Annotated in this window: 29 protein-coding genes; 15 read left to right on the top strand and 14 right to left on the bottom strand. The window is 68.3% G+C overall.

What is annotated here, in order from left to right:
- Positions 1–43 precede the first annotated feature (43 nt).
- Together ACZ5ZX_RS20555 and ACZ5ZX_RS20550 are read left to right on the top strand one after the other, a co-directional pair.
- A complete protein-coding gene (locus ACZ5ZX_RS20555) occupies positions 44–640 on the top strand; it encodes a hypothetical protein (RefSeq protein ID WP_465503585.1) in 597 nt (198 codons plus the stop codon).
- A complete protein-coding gene (locus tag ACZ5ZX_RS20550; protein ID WP_465503584.1) occupies positions 637–849 on the top strand; it encodes a hypothetical protein in 213 nt (70 codons plus the stop codon). The genes ACZ5ZX_RS20555 and ACZ5ZX_RS20550 overlap by 4 nt, the downstream gene beginning before the upstream one ends.
- On the opposite strand, the gene ACZ5ZX_RS20545 is transcribed toward ACZ5ZX_RS20550, so the two are convergent.
- Together ACZ5ZX_RS20545 and ACZ5ZX_RS20540 are read right to left on the bottom strand one after the other, a co-directional pair.
- Positions 841–2,073 carry a hypothetical protein gene (locus ACZ5ZX_RS20545; RefSeq protein ID WP_465503583.1) on the bottom strand — a complete coding sequence of 411 codons (1,233 nt, stop codon included), beginning with the start codon at positions 2,071–2,073 and terminating at the stop codon, positions 841–843. The genes ACZ5ZX_RS20550 and ACZ5ZX_RS20545 overlap by 9 nt on opposite strands.
- On the bottom strand, positions 2,070–2,879 hold the full coding sequence (locus ACZ5ZX_RS20540) for a class I SAM-dependent methyltransferase (protein WP_465503582.1): 810 nt from the start codon (positions 2,877–2,879) through the stop codon (positions 2,070–2,072). Before ACZ5ZX_RS20540 ends, ACZ5ZX_RS20545 begins: the two co-directional genes overlap by 4 nt.
- Before the next feature lie 62 nt (positions 2,880–2,941).
- On the opposite strand from ACZ5ZX_RS20540, the gene ACZ5ZX_RS20535 reads away from it, so the two are divergent.
- Both ACZ5ZX_RS20535 and ACZ5ZX_RS20530 read left to right on the top strand, forming a co-directional pair.
- Positions 2,942–3,319 carry a hypothetical protein gene (locus tag ACZ5ZX_RS20535; RefSeq protein ID WP_465503581.1) on the top strand — a complete coding sequence of 126 codons (378 nt, stop codon included), beginning with the start codon at positions 2,942–2,944 and terminating at the stop codon, positions 3,317–3,319.
- Between the two features lie 45 nt (positions 3,320–3,364).
- Positions 3,365–4,564, top strand: a complete 1,200-nt coding sequence (locus ACZ5ZX_RS20530; protein WP_465503580.1) for a hypothetical protein — start codon at positions 3,365–3,367, stop codon at positions 4,562–4,564.
- Between the two features lie 8 nt (positions 4,565–4,572).
- On the opposite strand, the gene ACZ5ZX_RS20525 is transcribed toward ACZ5ZX_RS20530, so the two are convergent.
- The 3 genes from ACZ5ZX_RS20525 to ppgK form a co-directional block, all read right to left on the bottom strand.
- Positions 4,573–5,094, bottom strand: coding sequence for a pyridoxamine 5'-phosphate oxidase family protein (locus ACZ5ZX_RS20525; RefSeq protein ID WP_465503579.1), 522 nt, complete (start codon positions 5,092–5,094; stop codon positions 4,573–4,575).
- 92 nt (positions 5,095–5,186) lie between these two features.
- A complete protein-coding gene (locus ACZ5ZX_RS20520) occupies positions 5,187–6,584 on the bottom strand; it encodes an RNA polymerase sigma factor (protein WP_465503578.1) in 1,398 nt (465 codons plus the stop codon).
- 246 nt (positions 6,585–6,830) lie between these two features.
- On the bottom strand, positions 6,831–7,592 hold the full coding sequence (gene ppgK / locus ACZ5ZX_RS20515; protein ID WP_465503665.1) for a polyphosphate--glucose phosphotransferase: 762 nt from the start codon (positions 7,590–7,592) through the stop codon (positions 6,831–6,833).
- 67 nt (positions 7,593–7,659) lie between these two features.
- On the opposite strand from ppgK, the gene ACZ5ZX_RS20510 reads away from it, so the two are divergent.
- Entirely contained in the window at positions 7,660–8,478 is an 819-nt protein-coding gene (locus tag ACZ5ZX_RS20510; RefSeq protein WP_465503577.1) for an inositol monophosphatase family protein, read from the top strand.
- Between the two features lie 79 nt (positions 8,479–8,557).
- Here the strand turns inward: ACZ5ZX_RS20510 and cei are convergent, their stop codons facing one another.
- Positions 8,558–9,241 carry an envelope integrity protein Cei gene (gene cei, locus ACZ5ZX_RS20505; protein WP_465503576.1) on the bottom strand — a complete coding sequence of 228 codons (684 nt, stop codon included), beginning with the start codon at positions 9,239–9,241 and terminating at the stop codon, positions 8,558–8,560.
- Positions 9,242–9,695: 454 nt separating this feature from the next.
- Here cei and ACZ5ZX_RS20500 point away from each other — a divergent pair, with 454 nt between their 5' ends.
- A complete protein-coding gene (locus ACZ5ZX_RS20500) occupies positions 9,696–10,004 on the top strand; it encodes a DUF4193 domain-containing protein (RefSeq protein ID WP_005164528.1) in 309 nt (102 codons plus the stop codon).
- A gap of 102 nt (positions 10,005–10,106) precedes the next feature.
- On the opposite strand, the gene ACZ5ZX_RS20495 is transcribed toward ACZ5ZX_RS20500, so the two are convergent.
- A complete protein-coding gene (locus ACZ5ZX_RS20495; protein WP_465503575.1) occupies positions 10,107–10,601 on the bottom strand; it encodes a DUF3093 domain-containing protein in 495 nt (164 codons plus the stop codon).
- A 24-nt stretch (positions 10,602–10,625) separates the two neighbouring features.
- Between ACZ5ZX_RS20495 and dut the strand changes: the two genes are divergently transcribed.
- Together dut and ACZ5ZX_RS20485 are read left to right on the top strand one after the other, a co-directional pair.
- On the top strand, positions 10,626–11,108 hold the full coding sequence (gene dut, locus ACZ5ZX_RS20490) for a dUTP diphosphatase (protein ID WP_026467910.1): 483 nt from the start codon (positions 10,626–10,628) through the stop codon (positions 11,106–11,108).
- Positions 11,108–11,761, top strand: coding sequence for a DUF3710 domain-containing protein (locus tag ACZ5ZX_RS20485; protein ID WP_465503574.1), 654 nt, complete (start codon positions 11,108–11,110; stop codon positions 11,759–11,761). The genes dut and ACZ5ZX_RS20485 overlap by 1 nt, the downstream gene beginning before the upstream one ends.
- Positions 11,762–11,969: 208 nt before the next feature.
- On the opposite strand, the gene ACZ5ZX_RS20480 is transcribed toward ACZ5ZX_RS20485, so the two are convergent.
- The gene (locus tag ACZ5ZX_RS20480; RefSeq protein ID WP_465503573.1) at positions 11,970–12,683 is read right to left on the bottom strand and encodes an alpha/beta fold hydrolase; all 714 of its coding nucleotides are present in this window, start codon (positions 12,681–12,683) and stop codon (positions 11,970–11,972) included.
- A 102-nt stretch (positions 12,684–12,785) separates the two neighbouring features.
- On the opposite strand from ACZ5ZX_RS20480, the gene ACZ5ZX_RS20475 reads away from it, so the two are divergent.
- Complete coding sequence (locus tag ACZ5ZX_RS20475; RefSeq protein WP_061987160.1) at positions 12,786–13,166, top strand: OB-fold nucleic acid binding domain-containing protein; 381 nt, start codon at positions 12,786–12,788, stop codon at positions 13,164–13,166.
- Positions 13,167–13,175: 9 nt separating this feature from the next.
- Entirely contained in the window at positions 13,176–13,919 is a 744-nt protein-coding gene (locus ACZ5ZX_RS20470) for a DUF3159 domain-containing protein (protein WP_465503572.1), read from the top strand.
- A 100-nt stretch (positions 13,920–14,019) separates the two neighbouring features.
- On the opposite strand, the gene ACZ5ZX_RS20465 is transcribed toward ACZ5ZX_RS20470, so the two are convergent.
- The gene (locus ACZ5ZX_RS20465; protein WP_465503571.1) at positions 14,020–14,676 is read right to left on the bottom strand and encodes a potassium channel family protein; all 657 of its coding nucleotides are present in this window, start codon (positions 14,674–14,676) and stop codon (positions 14,020–14,022) included.
- Positions 14,676–15,341, bottom strand: coding sequence for a potassium channel family protein (locus ACZ5ZX_RS20460; RefSeq protein WP_465503570.1), 666 nt, complete (start codon positions 15,339–15,341; stop codon positions 14,676–14,678). Before ACZ5ZX_RS20460 ends, ACZ5ZX_RS20465 begins: the two co-directional genes overlap by 1 nt.
- A gap of 209 nt (positions 15,342–15,550) precedes the next feature.
- On the opposite strand from ACZ5ZX_RS20460, the gene ACZ5ZX_RS20455 reads away from it, so the two are divergent.
- The 4 genes from ACZ5ZX_RS20455 (at position 15,551) to ACZ5ZX_RS20440 (ending at position 20,754) form a co-directional block, all read left to right on the top strand.
- Positions 15,551–17,587, top strand: a complete 2,037-nt coding sequence (locus tag ACZ5ZX_RS20455; RefSeq protein ID WP_465503569.1) for an APC family permease — start codon at positions 15,551–15,553, stop codon at positions 17,585–17,587.
- Positions 17,584–18,789: a class I SAM-dependent RNA methyltransferase gene (locus ACZ5ZX_RS20450; RefSeq protein ID WP_465503568.1), complete on the top strand. Its 1,206-nt coding sequence runs from the start codon at positions 17,584–17,586 to the stop codon at positions 18,787–18,789. Before ACZ5ZX_RS20455 ends, ACZ5ZX_RS20450 begins: the two co-directional genes overlap by 4 nt.
- Before the next feature lie 79 nt (positions 18,790–18,868).
- Positions 18,869–19,240: a hypothetical protein gene (locus ACZ5ZX_RS20445; RefSeq protein WP_465503567.1), complete on the top strand. Its 372-nt coding sequence runs from the start codon at positions 18,869–18,871 to the stop codon at positions 19,238–19,240.
- A gap of 317 nt (positions 19,241–19,557) precedes the next feature.
- Entirely contained in the window at positions 19,558–20,754 is a 1,197-nt protein-coding gene (locus ACZ5ZX_RS20440; RefSeq protein ID WP_465503664.1) for an HNH endonuclease signature motif containing protein, read from the top strand.
- A 320-nt stretch (positions 20,755–21,074) separates the two neighbouring features.
- On the opposite strand, the gene ACZ5ZX_RS20435 is transcribed toward ACZ5ZX_RS20440, so the two are convergent.
- Genes ACZ5ZX_RS20435 through ACZ5ZX_RS20425 form a run of 3 tightly spaced genes read right to left on the bottom strand, consistent with a single transcriptional unit; the run spans position 21,075 to position 22,653 of the window.
- Positions 21,075–21,887, bottom strand: coding sequence for a class I SAM-dependent methyltransferase (locus tag ACZ5ZX_RS20435; protein WP_465503566.1), 813 nt, complete (start codon positions 21,885–21,887; stop codon positions 21,075–21,077).
- Between the two features lie 14 nt (positions 21,888–21,901).
- The gene (locus ACZ5ZX_RS20430) at positions 21,902–22,357 is read right to left on the bottom strand and encodes a GbsR/MarR family transcriptional regulator (protein WP_465503565.1); all 456 of its coding nucleotides are present in this window, start codon (positions 22,355–22,357) and stop codon (positions 21,902–21,904) included.
- Entirely contained in the window at positions 22,327–22,653 is a 327-nt protein-coding gene (locus ACZ5ZX_RS20425) for a hypothetical protein (protein WP_465503564.1), read from the bottom strand. The genes ACZ5ZX_RS20430 and ACZ5ZX_RS20425 overlap by 31 nt, the downstream gene beginning before the upstream one ends.
- 222 nt (positions 22,654–22,875) lie before the next feature.
- Here ACZ5ZX_RS20425 and ACZ5ZX_RS20420 point away from each other — a divergent pair, with 222 nt between their 5' ends.
- Positions 22,876–23,604, top strand: coding sequence for a DUF5984 family protein (locus ACZ5ZX_RS20420; protein ID WP_465503563.1), 729 nt, complete (start codon positions 22,876–22,878; stop codon positions 23,602–23,604).
- A 27-nt stretch (positions 23,605–23,631) separates the two neighbouring features.
- On the opposite strand, the gene ACZ5ZX_RS20415 is transcribed toward ACZ5ZX_RS20420, so the two are convergent.
- Positions 23,632–24,072, bottom strand: a complete 441-nt coding sequence (locus ACZ5ZX_RS20415) for a hypothetical protein (protein WP_465503562.1) — start codon at positions 24,070–24,072, stop codon at positions 23,632–23,634.
- Positions 24,073–24,135: the final 63 nt, after the last annotated feature.

The raw sequence follows: 24,135 nt of genomic DNA, 5'->3' as shown, positions 1-24,135 counted from the left end.
TTCGCCGACGCGCCGGGCCGCCACCTCGGGCGAAGCTCGAAGCGTGAACAAGATCTGGGACTTCTTCGCGGAGAATCCGATGGCGGCGGTGATCGCCGCCGGGGAGATCGGTTTCTGGGTCGCCATCGGCGCCGGCCTGCTGGCCCGCTACCTGCTCCGGCTCAAGCGGACGAGCACCGTCCTGCTGGCCCTCACCCCGGTGATCGACATCGTGGTGCTGGTCGCGACGGTGCTCGACCTCCAGGGCGGCGGCAAGGCGAACTTCGTGCACGGCCTCGCCGCGGTCTATCTCGGCTTCAGCGTGGCGTTCGGGCCTTCGATGATCCGATGGGCCGACGTGCGGTTCGCGCACCGGTTCGCGGGCGGGCCGCCGCCACCGCCCAAGCCGAGGGGACGGGCGAAGGCCCGCGCCGAATGGCGTGAATGGGGTAAATGCGTGCTGGCCTGCGGGATCGCCGCCGTCTTGCTGCTGGCGCTGATCTTCATGGCCGGCGACACCGAGCAGGTCGCGCAGCTGTGGGGCTGGCTGCCGCGGTTGGGGGTCGTGACGGCCATCTGGTTCGCCACCGGCCCGTTGTGGCAGGAGCTTTCGCCCAAGGACGGCAACGACGAACCGGTTACGGACGGGATGCGACGATGATCGAACTGCTGGGGATCCTTCTGCTGGTGCAGGGCGGGGGAGGGTTGATCAACCGGCTGCTGGGCAGCGGCAACCCGAGCTGGTTCGTGCAGCTCCACCTGCTCCCGCCGGGGATGCACATCGTGGCGAGCGCGCTGATGGTGGCGGCGGGGGTCGGGGTGCTGTTCGCCGAGCGTGCCCGCAAACACCGCGGCGGCGGATCAGAGTGAGACGAGCACCTGCAGGACGCCGAGGACGAGGGTGACGACCGTCAGCACGATGGTCACCACGGTGAGCCGCGTGACCCGCGCGCTCACCGTGTTCTCGTAGGCATAGCGGGTCTCCTCGTCCATCGCCTCGGCCTGCCGGTCGAGCTGGGCGATGATCCGCTCCACCCCCATGCTGGTGACCAGACGGCGCTCCAGCGAATCGACCTCGGGCGGGAGCACCGAGTGCAGCATTTCGAGGATGTCGTCGAGCGAACCCCGGAGCAGCCGGGTGCGGTTCGCGGCCTTCTCTTTCGCCGTCAGCGCCCGCATCTCCCGCTGGGCGGTGCGCAGCCACTGGTCGGCGAGTGCCATCCGGATCAGGACCCGTTCGAGGATGAAGAGCATGCCGTGGTCGAGGCCGCCGACGTCGCTGTCGATGCCGAAGTACGGTTCGACCGCGCCGAACGGGCCGCGCATCAGCTCGGCCTGCTGCTCGACGTAGTCGGAATCCTTGCTGTTGAGGCAGACGATCCCGCCCGCCATCGGGTAGGCGGCGACGAAGGACCGGGTGCCCCAGGACGGGCCGAGCGCGTCCCTGGCGACCTCGCGGGGTACGAACCGCCAGCCCTCGTCGCTGGTCGCCAGCCCGTAGAACGGGCGGGGATCGGCCGCGACCCGCTGCGCGGGCGGATGTCCGTCGTGTGACCGCAATTCGACGCACCAGCCCTTGCGGCCGAGCCCTTCGGTCAGGCCGCAGCCCCTGGTCAGATCCTCGAAGATATGGGTGACGGCCTTGAGGAGCGAGGGGAACGACTTCTCGCCGTAGCCGCCGCGCAGCCCGTTCTCCCCGTTCGTCGCCTCACGGCCTTGAAGGCTCTGCAGGACGGCGATGGCGAGATCGAAGTCGGCGGCGGGTGGGGCAGGCTCCGGTCCGGTGATCGTGGTGGCGAGGATCAGCGTCATCGCGTGATAGGCCGGATGCCAGGTGACGATGAGCTCGCAGGGCAGGCTGACCGCGCCGACTCGGATCGACAGCCGGGAGCCACCGGTGCGTTTGCGCAGCACGCGGCGGTTCGGCGGAGTGGTGTAGGTGGTGAGGAAGTTCTCCGCGGCGGTCCATTCCTCGCCGAGTTTCCCGTCGAGATGGGTCAGCAGGCCGCGATCCCGGCCGCCGTCCAGTACCTTCCCCGCCTCCCGCTCGGACAGCGGGACCGCCCAGGCGTAGGTGAGGAGCACCGCCGTCATGCGGATTCGCGGCGCAGCACGGTGACCAGATCCCGGCCGAGGTGACGGCGGAGCGGGCCGGAGGCGTTGACCAGTTCGTCACGGTCGATGTGGTCGTCGGCGGGACCGAGGTCGTCGAGGACGTGGTAGGTCCATTCCCAGTCGGTACTCCAGCCGGCTTCGGCGGCTTCGGCGGCTACCTCCGCCGGGTCGAGATAGCGGACCGGGAGCACCGGGCCGTCGCCGTCGCGTAGCGCCTTGTCGAATTCTTCGCGGCCGATCCGGCGTGAACGGACCTCGCCGCCTTCGACACTGTCCAGGCTGAAGGCGCCCCGTCCGATCGGTGCGCGGCTGTAGGCCAGCACCAGGGCGCCGCCGGGCGCGGTGAGCTCGGCCAGCCGTCGCAGGATGGGCGCGACCTGCGAAGTCGGCACGTGCTGGATGACGTGACTGCAGACGACGAGGTCGTACGGGCCACCGTCGAGTTCGGTGATCGGGGAAGCGAAAAAGGAGAGCCGGGTGTCCCCGACGACGGTCTCGCTCGCCTTCGCCAGCCTTTCCCGGTCGGGATCCGCGGCGGTGATGTCGGCGGAGAACCGGGCGAGCCAGTGAAGAAGCCTGCCCTCCCCGCAACCGGCGTCGAGCGCCTTGATCCCGGCTCGCGCACCGAGGGTGGCGGTGAGCCGTTCGGCGACCTTCCCGAGCGCGCGCTCCTCGCTGGCCGCCCAGTAGCCGTCGTAGGGTTCGTGCCGTCGGATGAACATGCCGGTGACGTGGTCGCCGGTGTCCGGATAGCGGTAGCCCTCGGCCGGCTTCTCGGTCAGCACAGTCGCGAATATAGCCGGGTTCACGGCTTCTCCGACCCCTCCGAGCGGGATTACCATGGGTCATGGCCATCGTGCCTGTCGCGCTGTACGCCGTTGTCGCTGTGGCGCCGTCGGCTCTTTTCTGGTGCGCGCTGAGAGTCCCCGAGGCGGTGCGCCGCCGGCGACGCCGCCGCGAACCGGACATCCCGGCGGGCCCGCCCATCGAGAAACTCGCCGCCGATCTCCGCCGGGTGCACCGGCTGCTGGCGGAGCTCCCTCCCGGTGCTTCGGCCGTCCGCCGGTACGGCACTCGGCAGGCGTACGACGCGCTGCTCGTCCAGGCCTGCCGGGAGGTCGAGGTCGACCACCGGCTGAACGAGCTGCCGGAAGGGTTCGACCGCGGGATCGAACGGCTGCGCGTCGAGGAATCCTTGGCCGAGCGCGGGCTTTCGGTGTCCTGAGGCGTTTGTATCGAAAGTATGCGCGGGGCCGGGATGCTCGCGGGCATGAAGAGGTTGGGACTGCTCGCTTCACTCTTGCTGGTGTTCGCGCTCGTTCCCGGGATCGCCTCCGCCGCGGCCGCTTTCCCCCGGATGGACGCGGCCACGGTCGACGGCTTTCGCTGGACGCCGGGTACGAGCTTCGACGTCTACGGCGCGCGGATCGCCGCGCTGGAGCGACAGCTCCCGGCGCGTGGCCTGCCGGAGATCCTGTCGTCGGCGAACCGGACCGCGCGGCCGTTGTGCCACGGCACGTATCTCGCGACGGCGCTGAAACCGGCGGGATTCTGCTGGGAGGACGCAGGAGACGACAAGACCAACGACTGGATCCCGCAGGGCCTGACCGGTTCCGGCGACGCCGACGCGGCGACCGGGAAGGTCGGCGGCAAACGGGTCGTGGCCGCCTCCTGGCACACCCCGGGCGACACCATGGTCCGTCTGTCCTTTGTGGACGCGACTGGGCTCGGCTACCGGCACGTGCTGCTCGTCGAACCGACGTCGAACGACAACTTCGCCGTCGTGGCCGGGCACGGGCACGGGATGACGTGGATCGGGAACCGGCTGTTCGTCGCGACCACCGGGGGAGTGGTGCGGGTTTTCGACACGACGCACTTCTGGAAGGTCGACGACAGCTCCGGCGTCGTCGGGAAGGGCCCGGACGGCAAGTACCACGCGGCGTTCTACGACTACGCGATGCCGCAGATCGGCGCCTACTGGTATCCCGGCGGCGGAACCTGCACCGGCGCGCCCGGGGTGCGGCCGTGTCTCGCGACGATGTCCTTCGACCACAGCGACGGCTCGATCGTGACCGCGGAACACGTGCCCGGTGCCGCCGGGGGCCGGGTGCTGCGCTGGCCGGTCGACCGCGCGACGGGGCTGCCCAAGCTGTCGGACGACGGGACCGTGCACGCGAAGGAAGGATTCGTGTCACCGGTGTGGGGCATGCAGGGAGCGGTGGCGCGCGACGGGTACTTCGTGCTGACGGGGACCTGCCCGGAATACGCCGGGGTGGCGGGAGACCATCCGTCCTGTCTGCACGGCGGGGTCGGTGGCACGTCGACGTCGAGGCTCAGCGGCAAGGCGCCGGTGAACTCGCAGAACCTGTCGTACTGGCCGGCGACGGGGGAGCTGTGGCTGATGAACGAGCAGCTCCGGGAACGGGTGACCGTGCACGTCCCCTGGACGACCCTGACCGGTCGCCCCTGACGCGACGCTCACACGGCGAAATCCCATCGCGTGGCGCCATACGGTTCGGCGCCTGCCACGCCGATGGCGCGGTGGAGGGTGAGCCGGTACAGGTGCCAGGGCGGCGGCCCCGCGCTGGGCGCGCTGTAGGGCGCGGTCAGCGCGTCACCTTCCGCCGTGGCCGGCCAGCCACCGGCCCGGTACACCGCGGCCACCCGCTCTAGCGTCGCCGGATCGGTGACCCGATGGGCTTCGCCCTCCAGCGTGAGGTCGATTCCCCGCAGGCGCACCGAAACACCGCAGGCCGGATTCGCCGCGAGGTTGCGGGAGCGCCGGGTGCCGGGCCCGCCCTTGAAGTACAGGGCGTCGTCCACCCACACGGCGCCGACACCCGCGGAGTGCGGCCGTCCGTCGGGGCGCACGGTCGTCACGAAAAAGGTCAGGTCGGCCGTGGGCGTGTCTTCGGCGAGGATGTCGCGAGGACGGCTCCACGGCAGCTCCGCGGAGCCGTAGCGGTCGAGGTTCTTGGTCGCGATCGGGTTCGTCGTCATATCCACGCGTCGAACGAGCGGGCCGCGATTCGACACCGGACGCGAAAAACCCCGCCACCGAAACGGTGACGGGGTTTTCCGTGAGCCTGGGATCAGTCCAGGTAGTCGCGCAGCACCTGCGAACGCGACGGGTGACGCAGCTTCGACATCGTCTTCGACTCGATCTGCCGGATGCGCTCACGGGTCACCCCGTACACCTGGCCGATCTCGTCGAGCGTGCGCGGCTGGCCGTCGGTGAGGCCGAACCGCAGCCGCACCACACCCGCCTCACGTTCGGACAGCGTCTGCAGCACCGACTGGAGCTGGTCCTGCAGCAGCGTGAACGACACCGCGTCGACCGCGACGACGGCCTCGGAGTCCTCGATGAAGTCACCGAGCTGCGAGTCGCCCTCGTCGCCGATGGTCTGGTCGAGCGAGATCGGCTCGCGGGCGTACTGCTGGATCTCGAGGACCTTCTCCGGGGAGATGTCCATTTCCTTCGCGAGCTCTTCGGGGGTGGGCTCGCGACCGAGGTCCTGCAACAGCTCACGCTGTATACGGCCGAGTTTGTTGATGACCTCGACCATGTGCACCGGGATACGGATGGTGCGGGCCTGGTCGGCCATCGCGCGGGTGATCGCCTGACGGATCCACCAGGTGGCGTACGTGGAGAACTTGTAGCCCTTGGTGTAGTCGAACTTCTCGACCGCGCGGATCAGGCCGAGGTTGCCCTCCTGGATCAGGTCCAGGAACGCCATGCCGCGGCCGGTGTAGCGCTTGGCCAGCGAGACCACGAGCCGGAGGTTCGCCTCCAGGAGGTGGTTCTTCGCCCGCTCACCGTCACGCACGATCCACTTGAGGTCGCGCCGCATCTGGGTGACGAGTTTCTCGCCCTCCTCTTCGGCGTTGCGGACGCGCTCGGCGGCGTAGAGCCCGGCCTCGATGCGCTTGGCGAGCTCCACCTCCTCCTCGGCGTTCAGCAGGGCGACCTTGCCGATCTGCTTGAGGTACGCGCGGACCGAGTCGGCCGAAGCGGTGAGCTCGGCGTCCTTACGGGCCTGGCGCAGCGCCTCGGACTCTTCCTCGTCCCAGACGAAGTCCGGGTTGTCGGAGGTCTTTCCGGCGTTCTTGTCGGCCACCGTGCGGCGCCGCGGGGGCGTCTCTTCGGCGTCCTCGTCGGACTCGGCGTCCTCTTCGGTGTCTTCGGTGACCGTCGCGTCGACGACGTCCACCTCGACCTCTTCCAGGTCGGACAGATCCGGGGTTTCGAGGTCGGCTTCGTCGAGCTCGATCGGACCGTCTTCCGGATCGCCGTCTTCGGTCTTGACACCCTTGGTGGCGGGTTTCTTGGCCGGAGCCTTCTTCGCCGGGGCCTTCTTCGCGCCGGCCGCCTTGGCGGCGGTCTTGCGCGCCGCGGGCTTCGCCGCGCCGGTGGCTGCCTCGTCGGCCGGCTCGCCGGCTGCGGTCGCTGTCTTCGTCCCGCTTCGGGTTGCGGTTCTTGCGGCTGCCACTTACGCCCTTTCGCAGCGGTCGATCATGACGAGCCGAGGCGTGATGGTCTCGGCTGCCTCAAACTTCGGGGAACACCCCTCGGCCTGCGGTTTCCCTCGTTCTGGTGAGTGCCGCCGCCGGGGGCCGTGTTCCATTGTAACGACGATACGTGACAGCGTCGCGGCGCGGATCACCGCCCGGCGGGCGCGACACGCCGTCCGACCCGCCGAAGTGACATCCGTGGTGTCGATGTCAGCACGGGCGCGTCAGTGCTCGATGCCCTCCGCGGCGGCCGCCGCCGCGCCGACGATGCCCGCGTTGTTCTGCAAGGACGCGACGATGACCGGGGTCCGGATGTCCAGCAGCGGGACCCATTTGTGCGACTTCTTGCTGACCCCGCCGCCGACGATGAACAGATCCGGCCAGATCAGGTTTTCCAGCACGCCGAGATACCTGTTCACCCGTTCCGCCCATTCGGGATACGACAGGTCCTCGTTGTCCTTCACCGACGCCGCGGCCTTCTTCTCCGCGTCGAAGCCGTCGACCTCGATGTGGCCGAACTCGGTGTTGGGCACGAGCTTGCCGTCCTGGAAGACCGCGCTGCCGATACCGGTGCCGAAGGTCAGCAGCGCCGTCACGCCGCGCCGCGCGACCGGGTCGCCCCAGCGGATCTCGGCCATGCCCGCGGCGTCGGCGTCGTTGAGCATCGCGATGTCGTCCACGCCGCGGCCGAGGCGTTTGGCGAACAGCGCGTCGGCGTCGGTGCCGATCCACTTGTGGTCGATGTTGGCCGCGGTGTGCGCGACGCCCTTCTTGACCACCGCGGGCAGGGTGACCCCGACGGGCCCGTCCCAGCCCGCCTGCCCGGTGATCTCGGCGACGACGTCCGCCACCGCCTCCGGCGTCGACGGCTTCGGCGTGTCGAACCGGATCCGGTCGCCGATCAGCTGTCCCTCCGCCAAGTCGACCAGCGCGCCCTTGATCCCGCTGCCGCCGATGTCGATACCGAAACCTCGGGTCGCCTCCACCACGGACGTGGTCCCTTCTCGCACGATTCAGAAGCCTGCCTCGGAGACTTTAACCGGATGTGGTGACATGGCGGACGTGGGAGTTGACGAGACGTTGCTGAAGAGTGTCGCCGAGCGTGTCGCGGGCGAGGCCGCCGAACTGGTCCACGAGGCCTGGACCGGGATGAACGGGGGCCGTGAGGTGCGGGTGGACACCAAATCCGCCGACACCGACGTGGTGACCGCCGTGGACCACGAGTCGGAACGGCTGGTGCGGGCGCGGCTGGCCGAACTGCGTCCCGATGACGCCGTGCTCGGCGAGGAGGGCGGCGGGAGCGCGGGCGACGGCGTGACCTGGGTGGTCGACCCGATCGACGGCACGGTGAACTTCCTCTACGGGCTGCCGTGGTTCGCGGTGTCGGTGGCCGCGCAGGTCGGCGGGGTCTCGGTGGCGGGGGCCGTCGTCGAACCGGTCAGCGGCCGCCGCTGGACCGCCGCGCGCGGGCAGGGCGCGTTCCTCGACGGGCGGCGGCTGTCGGTCAACGCGCCCGAACGGCTCGATCTGACCCTGGTCGGCACCGGATTCGCCTACAAGGTCGAACGGCGCACCAAACAGGCCCGCTTCGTCGCCGGACTGGCGACGCGGGTGCGGGACGTCCGGCGCAACGGCGCCGCCTCGCTCGACCTGTGCGCGGTCGCGGCGGGCTGGCTGGACGCCTACGTCGAACACGGGCTCGGGCACTGGGACTGGGCCGCGGGCGCGCTCATCGCCGCCGAGGCGGGTGCCCAGGTGTCGCTTCCCGGGGAAGACACCGAGCTGGGACCGGACGCGACGTTCGCGGTGGCGCCGTCGATCGCGGCGCCGTTGCGTCAGGCGCTGATCGACTCGGGGGCGGGCGCGATCTGAGCCCCTGCGCGCGCCATGAAAGGTCCTTTCCTTGCAAAATTTGCAAGGAAAGGACCTTTCATGGCACGTGAGTACGGGTTCAGCAGGGGGCTTCGCGAGCGGCCTTCAGCAGTGCCTGGTCGATCACCGGGGCACCGCCGCCCGCCGACTGCTCACCGCCGCCGCTGCCCTGCTGCGCCTTCGACCACTGGGTGAGCTGGTCGAGGACCTGGCGCGCCTCCGCCTTCGGACGGACGTCACCCAGCAGGGTGCCGGTGGTGAGCGTGACCGAAGCGTCCTTGCGGTTGTCCTTGACCAGTTCGGCGCACGGGACCACCAGGCTCAGCGTGCGGGCCGCGGCCGCGCCGTTCTCGCCGAAGCGGATCTGGCCGCGGCATTTGGCTTCGACCTTCTCGTACGCCGGGTCGGTGCTCGGCTCGAGCGCCTGGGTGAAGCCCATTTCCTTGAGCGTGCTGGTGACGATGCCGCCCTGGCCGCGGATCTGGGAGCCGTTGAGCACCTGGAGGGCGACCTTGTCCGGGGGGACCGGCGCGCGGTCGTCCAGCCCGTTGTGCGCCAGCGGCGTGTAGGTGACGCCCGGTTGCGGGGCGGGCGGCGGATCGCAGCGGATCTTGGCCTCGATGTCGGCGTTGCTCGCCACGACGTTCACCCAGACGATCACCGCGCCGAGCGCCAGCACCCCGATCACGATGAGCGCGGGCAGCGGATTGCGCTTGCGATACGGCTTCGCCCCGCGGTCCCCGATGCCGTTCCCCGACGCCACCTGCCAGTCCCTTCCCCAAAGCCCGGATCCCCGGACGGTGCTTTATCTCACCGTCGTGTCCGATCAGCCTATGCGTTGCGGCGAAGGCGAGCGGCGCGGGCCTCCGGATAGCACCACGCGACGGCCACTCCGGGCAAGCGACCAGGCCCGAGGAGTGAGGTTCCCGATGTGGGGGCAACCCATTCGGAGGACAGGCGTCTCGAGAACGGGTTCCCCCTGTTGGGTGACGTATTCGCAGCAATGTCTGACTCGTTGCAGAGCCGGTATCGGCGTGAGCTACCCTTCGCGGGCTCAGGCGGCAGTAAGAGGCGCAAAAGAGAGACCTCGCTCACTGCCGGGCCGGGCACAAACAGGGGCGCTGGGACGTTAACCAGCGGCACGAAGGATCCACGAGCCGCGCGCTCGCGGGTCCGGGCCATCTGACATCGAAGCTGATCGCAGGGGTGAGGGACAAATGGCGACCGACTACGACGCTCCGCGCCGCAGCGAAGCCGACGAGCTGGCCGAAGACTCGTTGGAAGAGCTCAAGGCACGGCGCAACGAAAATCAGTCCGGCGTCGTGGACGTCGACGAGGACGCGACCGCCGAAAACTTCGAGCTGCCGGGCGCGGACCTCTCCGGACTTTCCGGGGAGGACCTGACCGTCAAGGTCGTGCCCAAGCAGGCCGACGAGTTCACCTGCTCCGTCTGCTTCCTGGTGCATCACCGCAGCAGGCTGGCGGAGGAGAGTGGCGGACGGCTCATCTGCCGCGACTGCGCCTGAGCCTACGGGCACAGGGGACGGCGCGACAGGGGTTTCGGGGTTCTAAACAGGAATAAGGGGGTCGGCCGCGAGGCCGGCCCCCTTTCCCTTTTTGTCAAGTGGTCAGGACCTGCTGACGGGATGGCGGAGCAGTTCGGCCACCTTCTCCGGGTGTCGGGTGCTGAACAGCCAGTAGGGCGTGGGGTCTTCGGGATCGGTGAGCCAGACCCGCACGACCGGGCCGACCCAGCCCCGATGCAGCACGAAGGCCGCCGGATCGGCGTCGCGGCCGAGCGCCTTCCGCTTCTCTTCCTTGTCGATCACCTCGACGACACCCGCGTACTTCAGCGGCAGGTGTGCGTCGCGGAGCCACAGTTCCGGCTCGTTCCCGCCGGTGACCTTCACCCGGGACCGGCCGAGCGAGATCATCAGCGCGATCACCGCGGGGATCAGCACCACGTACGGCAGCCAGCCGCGGAGCCCGGGATAACCCATGTCGATCTCCGCCGCGAGCAGCCCGCCGCCCAGCAGCGGTAACGGCCAGCCCCACCACGGGACGTAGAGCCGCTCTGAATGCTTGACGGCGCCGCCTTCGGCCGTGTTCACGCTTTCACCCACGCGTTCAGGGTAGTCTCGCCGCCCGTGTCCACCGTTCAGGTACTGCTTTCCCGGATCGATCCTTCGGTCCCCCTTCCCGCCTACGCGCGCCCCGGTGACGCGGGCGCCGACCTCGTCACCACCTCGGATCTCGTGCTCGCGCCCGGCGAACGCGGCGTGGTCGGGACAGGGGTCGCGATCGCCCTACCGCCCGGGTACGCGGGCTTCGTCCACCCGCGCTCGGGCCTGGCGGCCCGTGTCGGACTCTCGGTGGTGAACACCCCCGGCACGATCGACTCCGGGTACCGCGGTGAGATCCGCGTCTGCCTGATCAACCATGATCTCTCCGAGAAGGTCGTGCTCACCCGCGGCGACCGGATCGCGCAGCTGGTCGTGCAACGGGTCGAACAGGCCGAGTTCGTCGAGGTCGCCGAGCTCGAGTCGTCCGAGCGCGGCGAGGGAGGGTATGGCTCCACGGGCGGACACGCCACACTGGGAGCCGGAGCCAGGGAAGGAACGGAGAACTAGTGGGGATTTTCGGTCGCAAGCGCGGGGCGAAGCCCGGCGGACGGCACGCCGCGCCCGAGGTCGAGGACCGGCCAGGGGACGACGACGGCGCCGAGGAGATCGAGCCGCAGCTGTCGGAAACCTCCGACGGCCCCTTCGACATCGCCGACGCGCCCGAGGACGGTATCCCGAGGATCGACCTCGGCTCGGTGAAGGTCCCGGTGCCCGACGGTTCCCAGGTCCAGGTCGAGATGGACCCGGACAGCGGCGGTGTCCGGGCGGTGCACGTCGTCACCGAGCAGGGCCAGATCACCGTCAGCGGCTACGCGGCGCCCCGGTCGGGCGGCCTGTGGAAGGACGTCAGCACCGAGCTCACCGAGCAGCTGCGAGCCGACGGCGCCAAGGTCTCGGTCGGCATGGGGGAGTGGGGACTGGAACTGTCCGCGATCGTCGGCGACGTGGCACTGCGCTTCGTCGGGGTCGACGGGCCGCGCTGGATGCTCCGCGGCGTCATCGCCGGGCCACAGTCGCAGGCGTCACAGGCGCCCGCGGTGCTGCGCGAGATCGTGCGGCACACCATCGTCGACCGCGGTGACGCGCCGATGCCGGTCCGCACCCCGCTGACCATCACGCTGCCCGACGCGGTCGCGCAGCACATCGCCGAACAGAGTTGATTTAATCGCGCGCTGACGAAAACGTGCCGAAGGGGCGCCGTTGCGCAGGCAACTCACGTTGTGTGCAGAGGGCGCCCCTTCATCACGTTTCCGTGGGCCTCCGGCCCAAAAGAGGGCGCGCGACGGGTGAAGTCTCCGTCGGGCGCGGAGCGCCCTTTGGGAGACCGTGTAGTGCTGTCGTTTGGGGCGCGAAACCTGGCAGCGGCTTTCAGGTGACGGTCGCGTTCAGCCAGGCCAGCACGGTCGCCCGGCCAAGGGATTCCCGGTCCGCGCCGAGGGCGGTGAGCGTCGACTCGCCGACCTCGGCGCGCGGCAGGGCGTCCGCCCAGGCCCGCGCGACCGCCACCGGATGGATCGGATCGTCCACGCAAGCGCCGATCCCGGCGGGCACGTCGAGGCCTTTCAGGTCTTCGAGTTCCGGGGCAGCCCGGGAGGCCGCCGTCCGCAGGCTCGCCGCGAGCCCGTCGCCGTGCCGCCGCCACGCCCGGCCCAGTTCCGCCGAAAGCCACTCCGGGACGCCGTCGGACGATTTCGCCAGCGCGCCGTCGACCCCGTTTTCGGCCACCAGACCCGCTGACAGCCGCGCGGCGAGCGACGCGGGTGCTTGCCCGGCCGGACCGTTCCAGGCCGGGAGAGCGGCCAGCAGGCCGGTGCAGCGGCCGGAATCGCGGGCCGCCCACTCCGCGGCCAGGTGGGCGCCGAACGAAATGCCGCCGACCAGCAGCGAACCGTGCTCGTCGGCCAGCCGGTCCAGCTCCTCGAGATAGCCTTCCGCGAGCCGGTCTCCCGGTGGTGGCGGCGGGGCGAGCAGCCGGATGCCGAGTGCCCGCAGGGGGCCGGAAAACACGTCGCGGACGAACACTTCGTCGGACCCGGTGCCGGGGAGCACTACTGCCGTCGTAGGCGGAATAGCGGAGGTCACGTTGCGATCCTCTCCCAAACCGGTTTCCCTGGCTGAACACAGTTACGCTGGATTACGCACGGGCCGTTCAAGTCGGGGGCCCCGGAGCACAGGAGCACCGTTATGTCCGCCAAAGACGGCGGCTACTTCAGCCGGTTGGTTCGCAAGCTGACCAGCGACGTCGAGGATCTCGACGCCGACGACCTGTCCGAAAAATCCGAGGCGGGCGGGGCACAGCGCGCCTGTGACTGCCGTTCGGGCGAAGAGGTGACGGTGCTCGGCAGACTCCGCAGCGTGGAGCTCTGCCCGACCAACGAGGCCGCGACACTGCAGGCCGAGCTGTTCGACGGCACACAGGGTGTGACGCTAATCTGGCTCGGACGCCGCCGGATCGCCGGAATCGAACCCGGGCGAACCATCAAGGTGCGCGGCCGGATGGCCGAACGTGATGGTCAAAAGGTGCTGTACAACCCCTATTACGAACTTCAGAGCCCTGTGAGTTGATCCCGTATCGTGACTGAACCCGCCGGCGGCGAGCAGAAGAAGACCGGGGAACCGGACGAGGACAAGAAGCCCCAGCCCACCCTGCTGGAACAGATGGGCGGGCTGTCGGGGCTGTTCTACTCCTCGCTGCCGGTCATCGTGTTCGTGATCGCGAACGCGATCTTCGGCCTGACCGTCGGCATCTGGGCGGCCGTCGGCAGCGCGGTGGCCATCACGGTGCTCCGGATCGTGCGGAAGGAGCCGCTGCAGCCCGCCATCTCCGGCTTCTTCGGCGTGGCGATCGCGGCGTTCATCGCCTACCGGACCGGTTCGGCCAAGGGCTTCTTCCTGTTCGGGATCTGGACCAGCCTGGTCTACTGCGGCGTCTTCGTACTCTCGATCGTCGTCCGCTGGCCGCTCGCGGGCGTGGTGTGGAACGCGCTCAACGGCAACGGCCACGCCTGGCGCAAGGACAAGAAGTCGCTGATCTCCTATTCGATCGCGACCGCCGCCATGGCGCTGATCTTCGGCGCCCGCTTCGTCGTGCAACGCTGGCTCTACGACGAGGACTACACCGGCTGGCTGGCCTTCGCGAAGATCGCGATGGGATACCCGCTGTACGCGCTCGGCCTGCTCACCGTCGTCTGGGCGGTGCGGCGGTCGGAGAAGCACCTCAAGGCGCTGGGCGAGGAGACGCCCCCCGAGGAGACCGACGCCGAGATCGAGGCGCGGCTGCGGGAGAAGTACGCCCAGGCGCCCGGCGTGGAGAACTAGCCACGTCTGTCAAGACCCCCGTGTTATGAAAGTCCCGTTCATTGCAAAATTCGCAATGAACGGGACTTTCATAACACACACGTGGCCGTGACAGGGACGTTCAGTAACCCAGCGCGGTCCGGATCTCCGGTTCCACGTCCGAGGTCGCCACGAACAGCAGCTCGTCACCCGGCTCCAGCGGGTCCTCCGGCTGCGGCACGATCACCCGGTCCCCGCGCAGGATGGTCACCAGCGCCGCGTCGCGCGGCAGGCTGATCTCGCTGACCGCCTTGCCCGCCAGCGGCGTCTCCTCCGGGAGGGTGAGTTCGACCAGGTTCGCCTGGCTCTGGCGGAACGTCATCAGCCGCACCAGATCGCCGACGCTCACCGCCTCCTCGACCATCGCCGCGAGCATCCGCGGTGTCGAAACGGCGACGTCGACCCCCCAGGCGTCGTTGAACAGCCATTCGTTGGCCGGGTTGTTCACCCGCGCCACCACCCGGCGCACCGCGAACTCGGTCTTCGCCAGCAGCGAGACCACCAGGTTCGCCTTGTCGTCACCGGTCGCGGCGATCACGACGTCGCACTGCTCGATGCCGGACTCCTCGAGGATCGACACCTCACAAGCGTCGCCGAGCACCCAGTCCGCCTGCTCGACGGTGTGCGGCTCGAACTGGTCGGCCTCGCGCTCGATGAGCATCACCTGGTGGCGTCCGTCGATCAGCTCCGCGGCGATCGACCGGCCGACCGCGCCTGCCCCGGCAATCGCGACCCGCATCAGTTCTCCTCTTCCGGTTCGCGAGCGGCGACGCTGGTCACGTCGCTGACGGTGCCCGACTTCGCGGCGACGTACACGACGTCGTCTGCCTGGATCACGGCCTTGGTGTCGGGCAGCACACCGGTGCCGAACCGCATGATGAACGCGACCCGCGCACCGGTCGTGTCCTGCAGTTCGCGCACGCTGCGCCCGACCCAGCCCTCGTGCAGCGGCAGCTGCAGGAGCGCCACGCTGCCGGAGGGGTCCCGCCACGCCGAGGCGACGCCGTCGGGCAGCAGATTGCGGAGGAACCGGTCGGTCGTCCACGGGACGGTCGCCACGGTCGGGATGCCCAGCCGCTCGTAGACGGCCGCGCGCTTGTGGTCGTAGATCCTGGCGACGACCTTGTCGATGCCGAAGTTCTCCCTGGCCACCCGCGCCGAGATGATGTTGGAGTTGTCGCCGCTGGACACCGCCGCGAAGGCACCCGCGCGTTCGATCCCGGCCTCGATCAGCACCTGCCGGTCGAATCCGACGCCGACCACCTGCTGACCGTGGAAATCACTGCCGAGCCGCCGGAACGCCTGCTGGGTCTTGTCGATGATGGCGACTTCGTGCCCCAGCCGCTCCAGCGCCGCGGCCAGAGATGCGCCGACCCGGCCGCATCCCATGATCACCACGTGCACGCACTGCCTCCTTAATCAGCGAACGTTTCACCCGTCCGCAGGTACCCGGTCACACCAGCGCCGAACCTACCGTGAGCAGCGCTCGTCAGCTCCACCGTCCTCCCCTCCGCCAGCCTCAGGGGAGACGCGGCGCGCCGCCGTTACTTCCAACCGTCCTCCCCACCGCCACCCTCAATGGAGACGCTGCGCGCCGCCGTTACTCTCTTGAGGTGTCGAAGTTCCCGACCGTATTGAAGCGGCTCGTCCTCGGACGTCCATTCCGGAGTGACCGCCTCTCGCATACGCTCCTGCCGAAGCGCATCGCGCTGCCGATTTTCGCGTCCGACGCGTTGTCGAGCGTCGCCTACGCGCCTGAGGAAATCTTTCTGACCCTCAGTGTCGCCGGTCTGTCCGCGTACGCCTTCGCGCCCTGGATCGGGGTCGCCGTCGCGGTCGTCATGCTGGTCGTGGTCGCCTCCTACCGGCAGAACGTGCACGCCTATCCCAGCGGCGGCGGCGACTACGAAGTCGCCAACACCAATCTCGGTGGCAAATTCGGGCTCACCGTGGCCAGCGCGCTGCTGGTCGATTACGTGCTCACGGTGGCCGTGTCCACCTCGTCCGGCGTGGCGAACATCGGTTCGGCCGTGCCGTGGGTCGCGCAGCACAAGGTGCCCGCCGCGATCATCATCGTGACGGTGCTGACGGCGCTGAACCTTCGCGGAGTTCGTGAATCGGGCAAAGCGTTCGCCATCCCGACCTACGGGTTCATCATCGGCATTCTCGGCATGGTGGTCTGGGGCCTGATCGAGGCGGCCTCCGGCGCCGACATGCGGGCCGAGAGCGCCGGGTTCGATTTGCATGAAGAAGCCTCTTTGACCGGTTTCGCCTTCTTCTTCCTGTTGTTGAGGACGTTCTCCTCCGGTGCCGCGGCGCTCACCGGGGTCGAGGCGATCAGCAACGGCGTCCCGGCGTTCCAGAAGCCGAAATCCAAGAACGCGGCGACCACGCTGCTGCTGATGGGTGTGCTCGCGGTGACGATGCTGGTCGGCATCATCACGCTGGCGATCATCACCGACGTCAAGTTCGCCGAGCATCCGGAGACCCAGCTGTCCGGCACCCCGGCGGGGTACGAGCAGAAGACCATCGTCGCCCAGATCGCGCAGGCGGTGTTCCCCGACTTCCCGCCGGCGTTCTACTACATCTCCTTTTCCACCGGCATCATCCTGCTGCTGGCCGCGAACACCGCGTTCAACGGTTTCCCGGTGCTCGGCTCGATCCTCGCGCAGGACCGCTACCTGCCGCGCCAGCTGCACACCCGGGGTGACAGGCTGGCGTTCTCCAACGGGATCCTGTTCCTCTCCGCCTTCGCCCTGGTGCTGATCATCGCGTTCGACGCCGAGGTCACGAAGCTCATCCAGCTCTACATCGTGGGGGTGTTCGTCTCCTTCACGGTCAGCCAGGCCGGCATGATCCGGCACTGGAACCGCCTGCTGGCCAGGGAGACCGACCCCACGGCGCGGCGGCGGATGCGGCGATCGCAGACGGTCAACGCCATCGGCCTCACCATGACCGGCACCGTGCTGGTCATCGTGCTGATCACGAAGTTCCTGCTCGGCGCCTGGATCGCGATCGCGGCGATGGTGGCGATCTACATCCTGATGACCGCGATCCGGAAGCACTACGATCGGGTCGCCGAGGAACTGCGGGAGATGGACCGCAAGCCGGCCGTGCTGCCTTCCCGCAACCACGCGATCGTGCTGATCTCGAAACTGCACCTGCCGACCTTGCGCGCGCTTTCCTACGCCAAGGCCGTGCGCCCCGACGTCCTCGAAGCCGTCACGGTCAACGTCGACGACCTCGAAACGCGCAAACTCGTCCAAGAATGGGACGACCACAATTTCAAAGTGCCGCTGAAGGTGATCGAGTCGCCATACCGGGAGATCACGAAACCGGTGCTCGATTACGTGAAGCGCGTCCGCGGCGACAATCCGCGCAACGTGGTGACCGTGTTCATCCCCGAATACGTGGTCGGGCACTGGTGGGAGCAGGTCCTGCACAACCAGAGCGCGCTGCGGCTCAAGGGGCGGCTCCTGTTCCAGCCCGGTGTCATGGTGACCAGCGTGCCGTGGCAGCTCGAATCGTCGGAAAAGGCGATCAAACGCGACCGGAAGGCGCGTCCCGCGGCTGGCGACGTGCGGCGCGGATTCTCACCCGTGGTCAAGCCGACCGAAAAGACTGAAAAGACTAAGGACAAAGCAGAATGACTGTTGACGCGTCGACCGGTACGTGGCTCGGACGGACGATCGAGCTGGAGGTCGGCGCGGTAGCGCACGGCGGGCACTGCGTCGCGCGGGCGGAAGGGCGGGTCGTGTTCGTGCGGCACGCGCTGCCCGGCGAACGGGTACTGGCCACGATCACCGACGACAAGGGCGGCTCGTTCTGCCGCGCCGACGCGATCGAAGTGCTGGAGGCGTCGCCGGAACGCGTGGAGCCGCCGTGCCCGCTCGCGGCGCCCGGGGCGTGCGGCGGCTGCGACTGGCAGCACGCCGCGCCCGGCTACCAGCGTGAACTCAAGGCCACAGTGGTCGCGGAGCAGCTGAAGAGACTGGCCGGAATCGAACGCGAGGTCGTCGTCGAAGCGCTCGAAGGCGGCCCGCTGGACTGGCGCAGCCGCGTCCGCCTCGTGGCGGGCAAGGATGGCCGCGCGGGTTTCCGGGCGAACCACAGCCACCGCGTGATCCCCATCGACGACTGCCCGATCACCGTCCCCGGCGCGCTCGACGACGTGGTCTCGCGGAAGTGGCGGCCCGGCTCCGAAATCGAGGTCACCAAGGACGGCGAAGGCACGGTCCACCTTCGCGACCTGTCGACGGTTCACGGCAAGACCCGGTCCCGGCAGCTGACGGGCGGGCTCGCCGTCCAGCACGCCGCCGGCCGCGACTGGCGGCTGGACGCCCACGGCTTCTGGCAGGTCCACCCGGCCGCCGCGGACACGCTCGCCGCCGTCGTCGCCGAATGGGCCGAGGCGCCGCGCGATGGCGTGGCATGGGACCTGTACGCCGGCGTTGGCCTGTTCGCCTCGGTGCTGGCCGAGCAGGTCGGCCCCGGGGGACGCGTGCTGGCCGTGGAATCCGGCCGCCGCGCCGTCGCCGACGGTGAGGAGAACCTGGCCGATCTCCCGCAGATCCGCTGGCGCTCCGGCCGGGTCGAGCATCTGCTGGCCGACGCCCCGAAACCCGTCGACGTCGTCGTCCTCGACCCGCCGCGCAAGGGCGCTGGCAAAGCCGTTGTCGAGTCCATTGTGGAGGGTTCGCCGGACCGGATCGTCTATGTGGCCTGTGACCCGGCGGCGCTGGCCCGCGACATCGCACTGTTCGCGGAGCACGGGTATGGCCTCAGTGATCTCCGTGCTTTCGACGCGTTCCCGATGACTCAGCACGTCGAATGCGTTGCGTTGCTGCAATAACGGCGCGATTGTCGACCGTCGGAATGGTTGGGCTTCGTTTGCCTTGCCCGGGTGCCGGGTGCTCGCGAAGCTTCGGACCATGGACAGTCTTCCTTCGATGTTGCCGCCTGGAGTAACGGCGCAGGAAATCACTTACCGGAATGGCCGGAAGCAGATCATCTACACGGCGCCCTATGTCTCCGAAGGGCCGGTGCTCGTCCGGGATCTGCTGGGCAGGCAGGCGTGGATGTTCATGTACGCCCACTTCGTCTTCGCCTGGGCCGAGGGCGCGGTCCAGGTACAGGTCAGTCACGGCACCCTCAACGGGCCGAAGATGCTGCTGTGGAAAGGGGTCAGCATCTCCGCTCTTTGGTCGGGGCGCGCGTTGGCCGAGTTCGGGCAGGCGTGGGCGGTGGAGCAGATGACCGGCCGCAGGGGTGCCCTGGCCGTCGTCAAGGATCCGCTTCCCTGAAGGCGGGTTACCTCTCTCTGGTAGAGAAGCCGGGATCTCATTGCCGGAAAGCGGTAATGGTGGCGGGTTCGGTCGTGTGGTGTCTTTGTGAAGGGTGTCTGTCTTAGTTGGGGTTGGTGGGGAGTCTGTTGCTGGGAAGGGGCGGCTGCCTCAGGTTTGCTTGCCATTGAAGAAATACTCCGTTGCCGGAAATCGGCGATGTCTCGTGGTGGCTGCATGGTCGGAAACTGTCGGTGGCCGGTTGTACGGTTTTCGGCGTGGATACTTACCAGGCGGCGCCGGTGGCGCTTCTCGAGGAAATTGTTGATCCTGATCTTTTGGAGTTGGTCAATGCTTCGGTAGTTTCGTTGGGCGACAAGGATTCCGTGGCTGTGGCGCGGGCGGCGTCGGCGGGGATCGCGCGGTTGGAGGCGGTCCGGTTCCGCGCGTTGGCCCAGCTGAGCCGGCATCGTGGGGGTGCGCGGAGTGTGGTGCAGGAGGTCGCGGTCGAGTTGTCTCTGGTGGACAATCACGCGGGCTCGATGGTCTCCACGGCTGAGGCGTTGACCACGCGTCTGCCCCGCACGCTGGCGTTGATGGACCAAGGAAAGCTGGGTGGTTTCGGTGCGATGAAGGTCGCCGCGGCTACCGCGTGGTTGTCGGATGAGAACGCGCGTGCCGTGGATGCGTTGTTGGAGGATCGGTTGCCGGGCAGGAACTCGGAGCAGATCCGGAAGGCGGCGAATCATGCGGCGGGCACGGTTGATCGTGATGGTGCGGATAGGCGTGCTCGGCGGAATCGGGAGGGGCGTCGTCTGCGGTTGCGGCAGGGTGAGCTCGGGGTCGCCTCGATCGAGGTTGAGGACGGGCCGGTGGAGAAGGTCACGGCCGCGTACCGGCGGATCGACCGGGAGGCTCGGGCCTTGCGGAAGGATGGGGAGACCCGGACGCTGGATCAGTTGCGTGCGGATGTCGCGCTTGATCTGCTGCTGGGTGGGCAGGGCGGCACGAGTGAGCGTACCGAGGTGTTTCTGTACATGGATTTGTTCACTTATCTCGGGGTGAATAATGATCCGGCGGAGCTGGCGGGGCATGGGCATATTCCGGCGGGGTTGGCGCGGCGGATCGCGACGGGGCCGGACACGGTGTTGCGCCGGATCATCACGGATCCGCTGTCCGGGCAGGTGCTGGATTTGGGGCGGGATCGGTATCGGCCGTCGGCGGGGTTGGGTGAGTTTGTGCGGGTGCGGGATCGTGAGTGCCGAAGACCGGGGTGCGGGCGTCCGGCGCAGGCCTGCGATCTGGATCATGTGGTGCCGTGGCAGTTCGGCGGTCATACCAACGCTGATGAGTTGGTCGACCTCTGCCGCCGCGACCATCGCCTCAAAGACGAACCCGGCTGGAGTTATCGCCTCGCGGCGGACGGGACACTGACCGTCACCACCCCGACCGGACACAGCTACGACAGCACACCGCCACCACTCCACGAACCCCGGACCGAAAGCCCGCTGGACGACGAACCACCACCGTTCTGAGCGCCGTCGCCGGGAAACGGCGATGGCCCAAGCGGGTTTTCGGTGGCTGGAGGGCGGCGCCCTTCTGACCTACGGCTCCACTCCGGCGATGCTGGGTGGTAGACCCCTATTGCCGAAAAATGGCGATGACTTCTGCCTGGTCGCGAGTCTTGTGCTGGGATGAATACCTGAGGGCGCTTTCCCGGCAATGCCAGTGTGCTTGTGGAGAGCTGCCCGCCCGTCGGCTGGAGTGGCCGCCGCCGCGTTCCTGAACGACCGCTCGGCGGCAGGAGAGGGCGGGCGGGGTGTGCTGATGGTGTTGGCCGGGTGTCGTTGATTGGTCAGAATCGGTAGCGGAGTGTGCGGGTTCCTTGACGGGACAGGCCTGTGTTCAGGCTCATGAGGTGGGTGAGTGCGCGGAGAGGTTGGGGGAAGTCGGCGACTTCCGGGGCGCGGGTGAGGAGTTGCTCGTCGGTCAGGGTGAGGGCGGCGTCCCAGGTTTCGGGTTCGTGTGGGTCGTCGAAGCCTTGGGCGGCGGTGATGCCGAGGGTTTTGATGGTCGGGTGGTATTTCATTGCCCATGCGGCGAAGCGCGTGTAGCCGTTGAAGGCGAGTTCGCCGGCGGGGAAGTGTGTGGTCAATGCGCGCGTCATCTGCTGGAAGCTGTCGCCGGGCATGAAGGGCAGCAGGCCTTCGGCGACGATCATGGCGGGCCGGTCCCTGGGCAGCGCATCGAGCCAGCCGGGTGTGGTGAGGTCGGCGCCGAGGAGCCGGGACCGTTCCGGGAGGAACTGGGGGCGCAGGCTGACGACCTCGGGGAAGTCGATGTCGTACCAGTCGACGCCCGTGGGTGGGTCGCAGCGGAACACCCGTGTGTCGAGCCCGCAGCCCAGGTCGAGCACGATGGCGTCGGGATGCTCGGCGAGGAAGTTGACGACCGCCTGGTCCAGTTTCTTCGCACGGAGCGCGGTGCCGCAGATGAGGCTGGGTTTGACTTTGAGTTTGGCGAAGTCGTAGTCGATTTTCTCGGTGAGCTCGGAGGAGCGGGTGTCGCCGAGGATCGGATGGGGCAGTTCGCTGTCCAGGGCCCTCGCATAAAGGGTCAGCAGGAGGGTCTCCTGGATCGGGTCCAGGGTGAGGCGCCGACGTTGCATGACGGATGAGTCCTTCAGGTTTTGAGGGGATTGCGGGCGGCGATGTCGCGCAGCCAGGTCAGGGACTGCTGGGCGGTGCGGATGCGTTCGACGCGGGGCCCTTCGCCGCCGGCGAGGGCGAGGCCTTGTTCGGCGATGTCGCCAAACGCGGCGAGGCTGTCGAGTTTGCGTTGGATCACCTTGTGCCAGGCGTCGTCTTCGATGCGGTAGTACGCGGTGCGGTCACCGGGGACGCGGACCTTGCGGATGAGCCCGATGGCGGTGAGGAAACGCATGTTCGAAGTCAGCGACGCGCGGCTGGCCTGGATCGTCTCGGCGATCTCGCCGGCGGAGCGCTGGGGCGGGTCGCAGATCATCAGCAGGCCGAGGATGCGCCCCGTGATCGGCGGGAGCCCCCACTCTTCCACGCAGAAGGTGGCTACTTGCTCCACCCACTTCACTACCTCGTCCTGGTTGTCCTGACCGGGCATGGCGCGTCCTCCTCGGCTGCTTGTCGGCCCGTCACTGTGTCATGGCGGCCACCGACTCGCGGGTGGGCGGCGGGGTGACGGCGGCCGGGCAGGCGCTCCAGGTACCGCCACCCGTTCCACACGCTGGAGCTCTGCACCACGACACACTTCACGCGCCGGTCGAGCACCGCGACCGAGCCACCGACGCTGACACCCCACAACCCGATCCGTGCCGTGTCCACCTCCGGCAGGTACAGGTCGCCGGCACACCGGGTACCGAGGCCGGTGAACATCACCGGCTCGGGTCGCAGGACCATCTTCAACACCTCTCGGTCAGTCTTATTGCTAGTTGTTTCAGTCTCGACTGAAACAACTAGCAATGTCAACCCCGGTCTCCGGAGCCGCGCGCTGAGCTGATTTCGACGGACGTCCACTCGTCCACGGCAGAGAACCCCAAGACGAAGCCCGCCTTTCGGCATGAGGGAACGTCAAAGGCAAATTGCTCGACAGCTGTCCAAGGTGGTGAGCACACTGCCGGGGTGATCCGTTTCCACTTCCGTCTCAGGCCGCCGGCCGATGTGGAGCCCTGGGGCGATCGCAACCTGCACTGGTTCGCTTTGACGGACGGCTGGTACTGGATCGAAGTGGACGGGCACAAGTTGTTCCACCACCCGTCGAACGCCGATACAGGGCAGCCTTCGCCAGTCGACTACTACGTCGTCCGATTGTGGGAGGACATTCAGGAAGTGCTGCCGTCTCTGCTGGAACCGGTGCCCGCGGATCTCGTCGACCGCATGACCAGCGATCACGACGCGTGGTACAGGGCGGGTGCCGAGGACACGGAGACGGCTTTCGACTGGTACAGCGACCACGTCATGTACACCGGTTACCTCGCCGCCTCGCCCCGCATCCTGTGGTGGCGATCGATCGCCGACCGGGACACGATCACCGTCGACTGGCGGCACCCCACCGAGAGCGGGGTCGACTGCACCGTGCCGAGGCAAGGACGGGCCAGCGTTCCCACCGAGTTGTTCCTGCAAGCAGTCGAGGAGTTCGACCGGGAACTGATCGACGCGATGGACCGGCGTATCACGGAGATCGAGGCCGGCGGGCTGGATCCAGGCGTCCGGCTCGACATCGCTCAGCTGCGCGACGAACATCAGCGGCGTTCAGGATCCCTCGCCGCCGCCATGCGGCAGGTACCCGCGACGGACTGGACAGCCGTTCGCGAAGGCGCCGCGCGCATCTTCTCGACTCGAACTCGATAGCCACTGTCCTTCGCTGCCGAACCCGGATCACCGATCGCAAGGCCGCGGTCTCTGTGCCTGATTGCCCATGGCGCGGGTTTGTTCGTTTTCCGGCTGGTTCGGCCATCGAGCGGCGCTGGCCTGGTTCGCCAGGTGTGCTGCGTTGATCCGTTCAGGGAACAAAACTGGACACTGGCTGCCCGGCTTCGCTGGGTCGCTCCAGCCTCCGCCCCGGGGAGCTGGCTCCGGGCTCGATACAAGGGATTGGGGGAGGGGGGCCATGGGGGTGGTGCCGCGGTGGCGGCGGAAGGCGTATTGCAGGCCGCGGATGGTGACGTGCGCGGCAGCGGCGACATCGGCGACGCTGATGTCCAGATGTGCGTGGTCGTCCATGAACGCCATGGCGCGCCGCAGGGTGGTGGGGTGGGCGTCGTGACGGTCCTCGATGGTGGGGTCGAGCAGCGCCGTGTTGGGGAAGGCGCTCAACACCGCCGTGACGAAAAGGTGGGGCGAATCCCGGAGGGTCCACCCCACCCACCGCGGCTCAAACCA

Source organism: Amycolatopsis sp. NPDC033938 (assembly GCF_055575975.1).
This window is presented reverse-complemented; position numbering and strand designations above follow the sequence as displayed.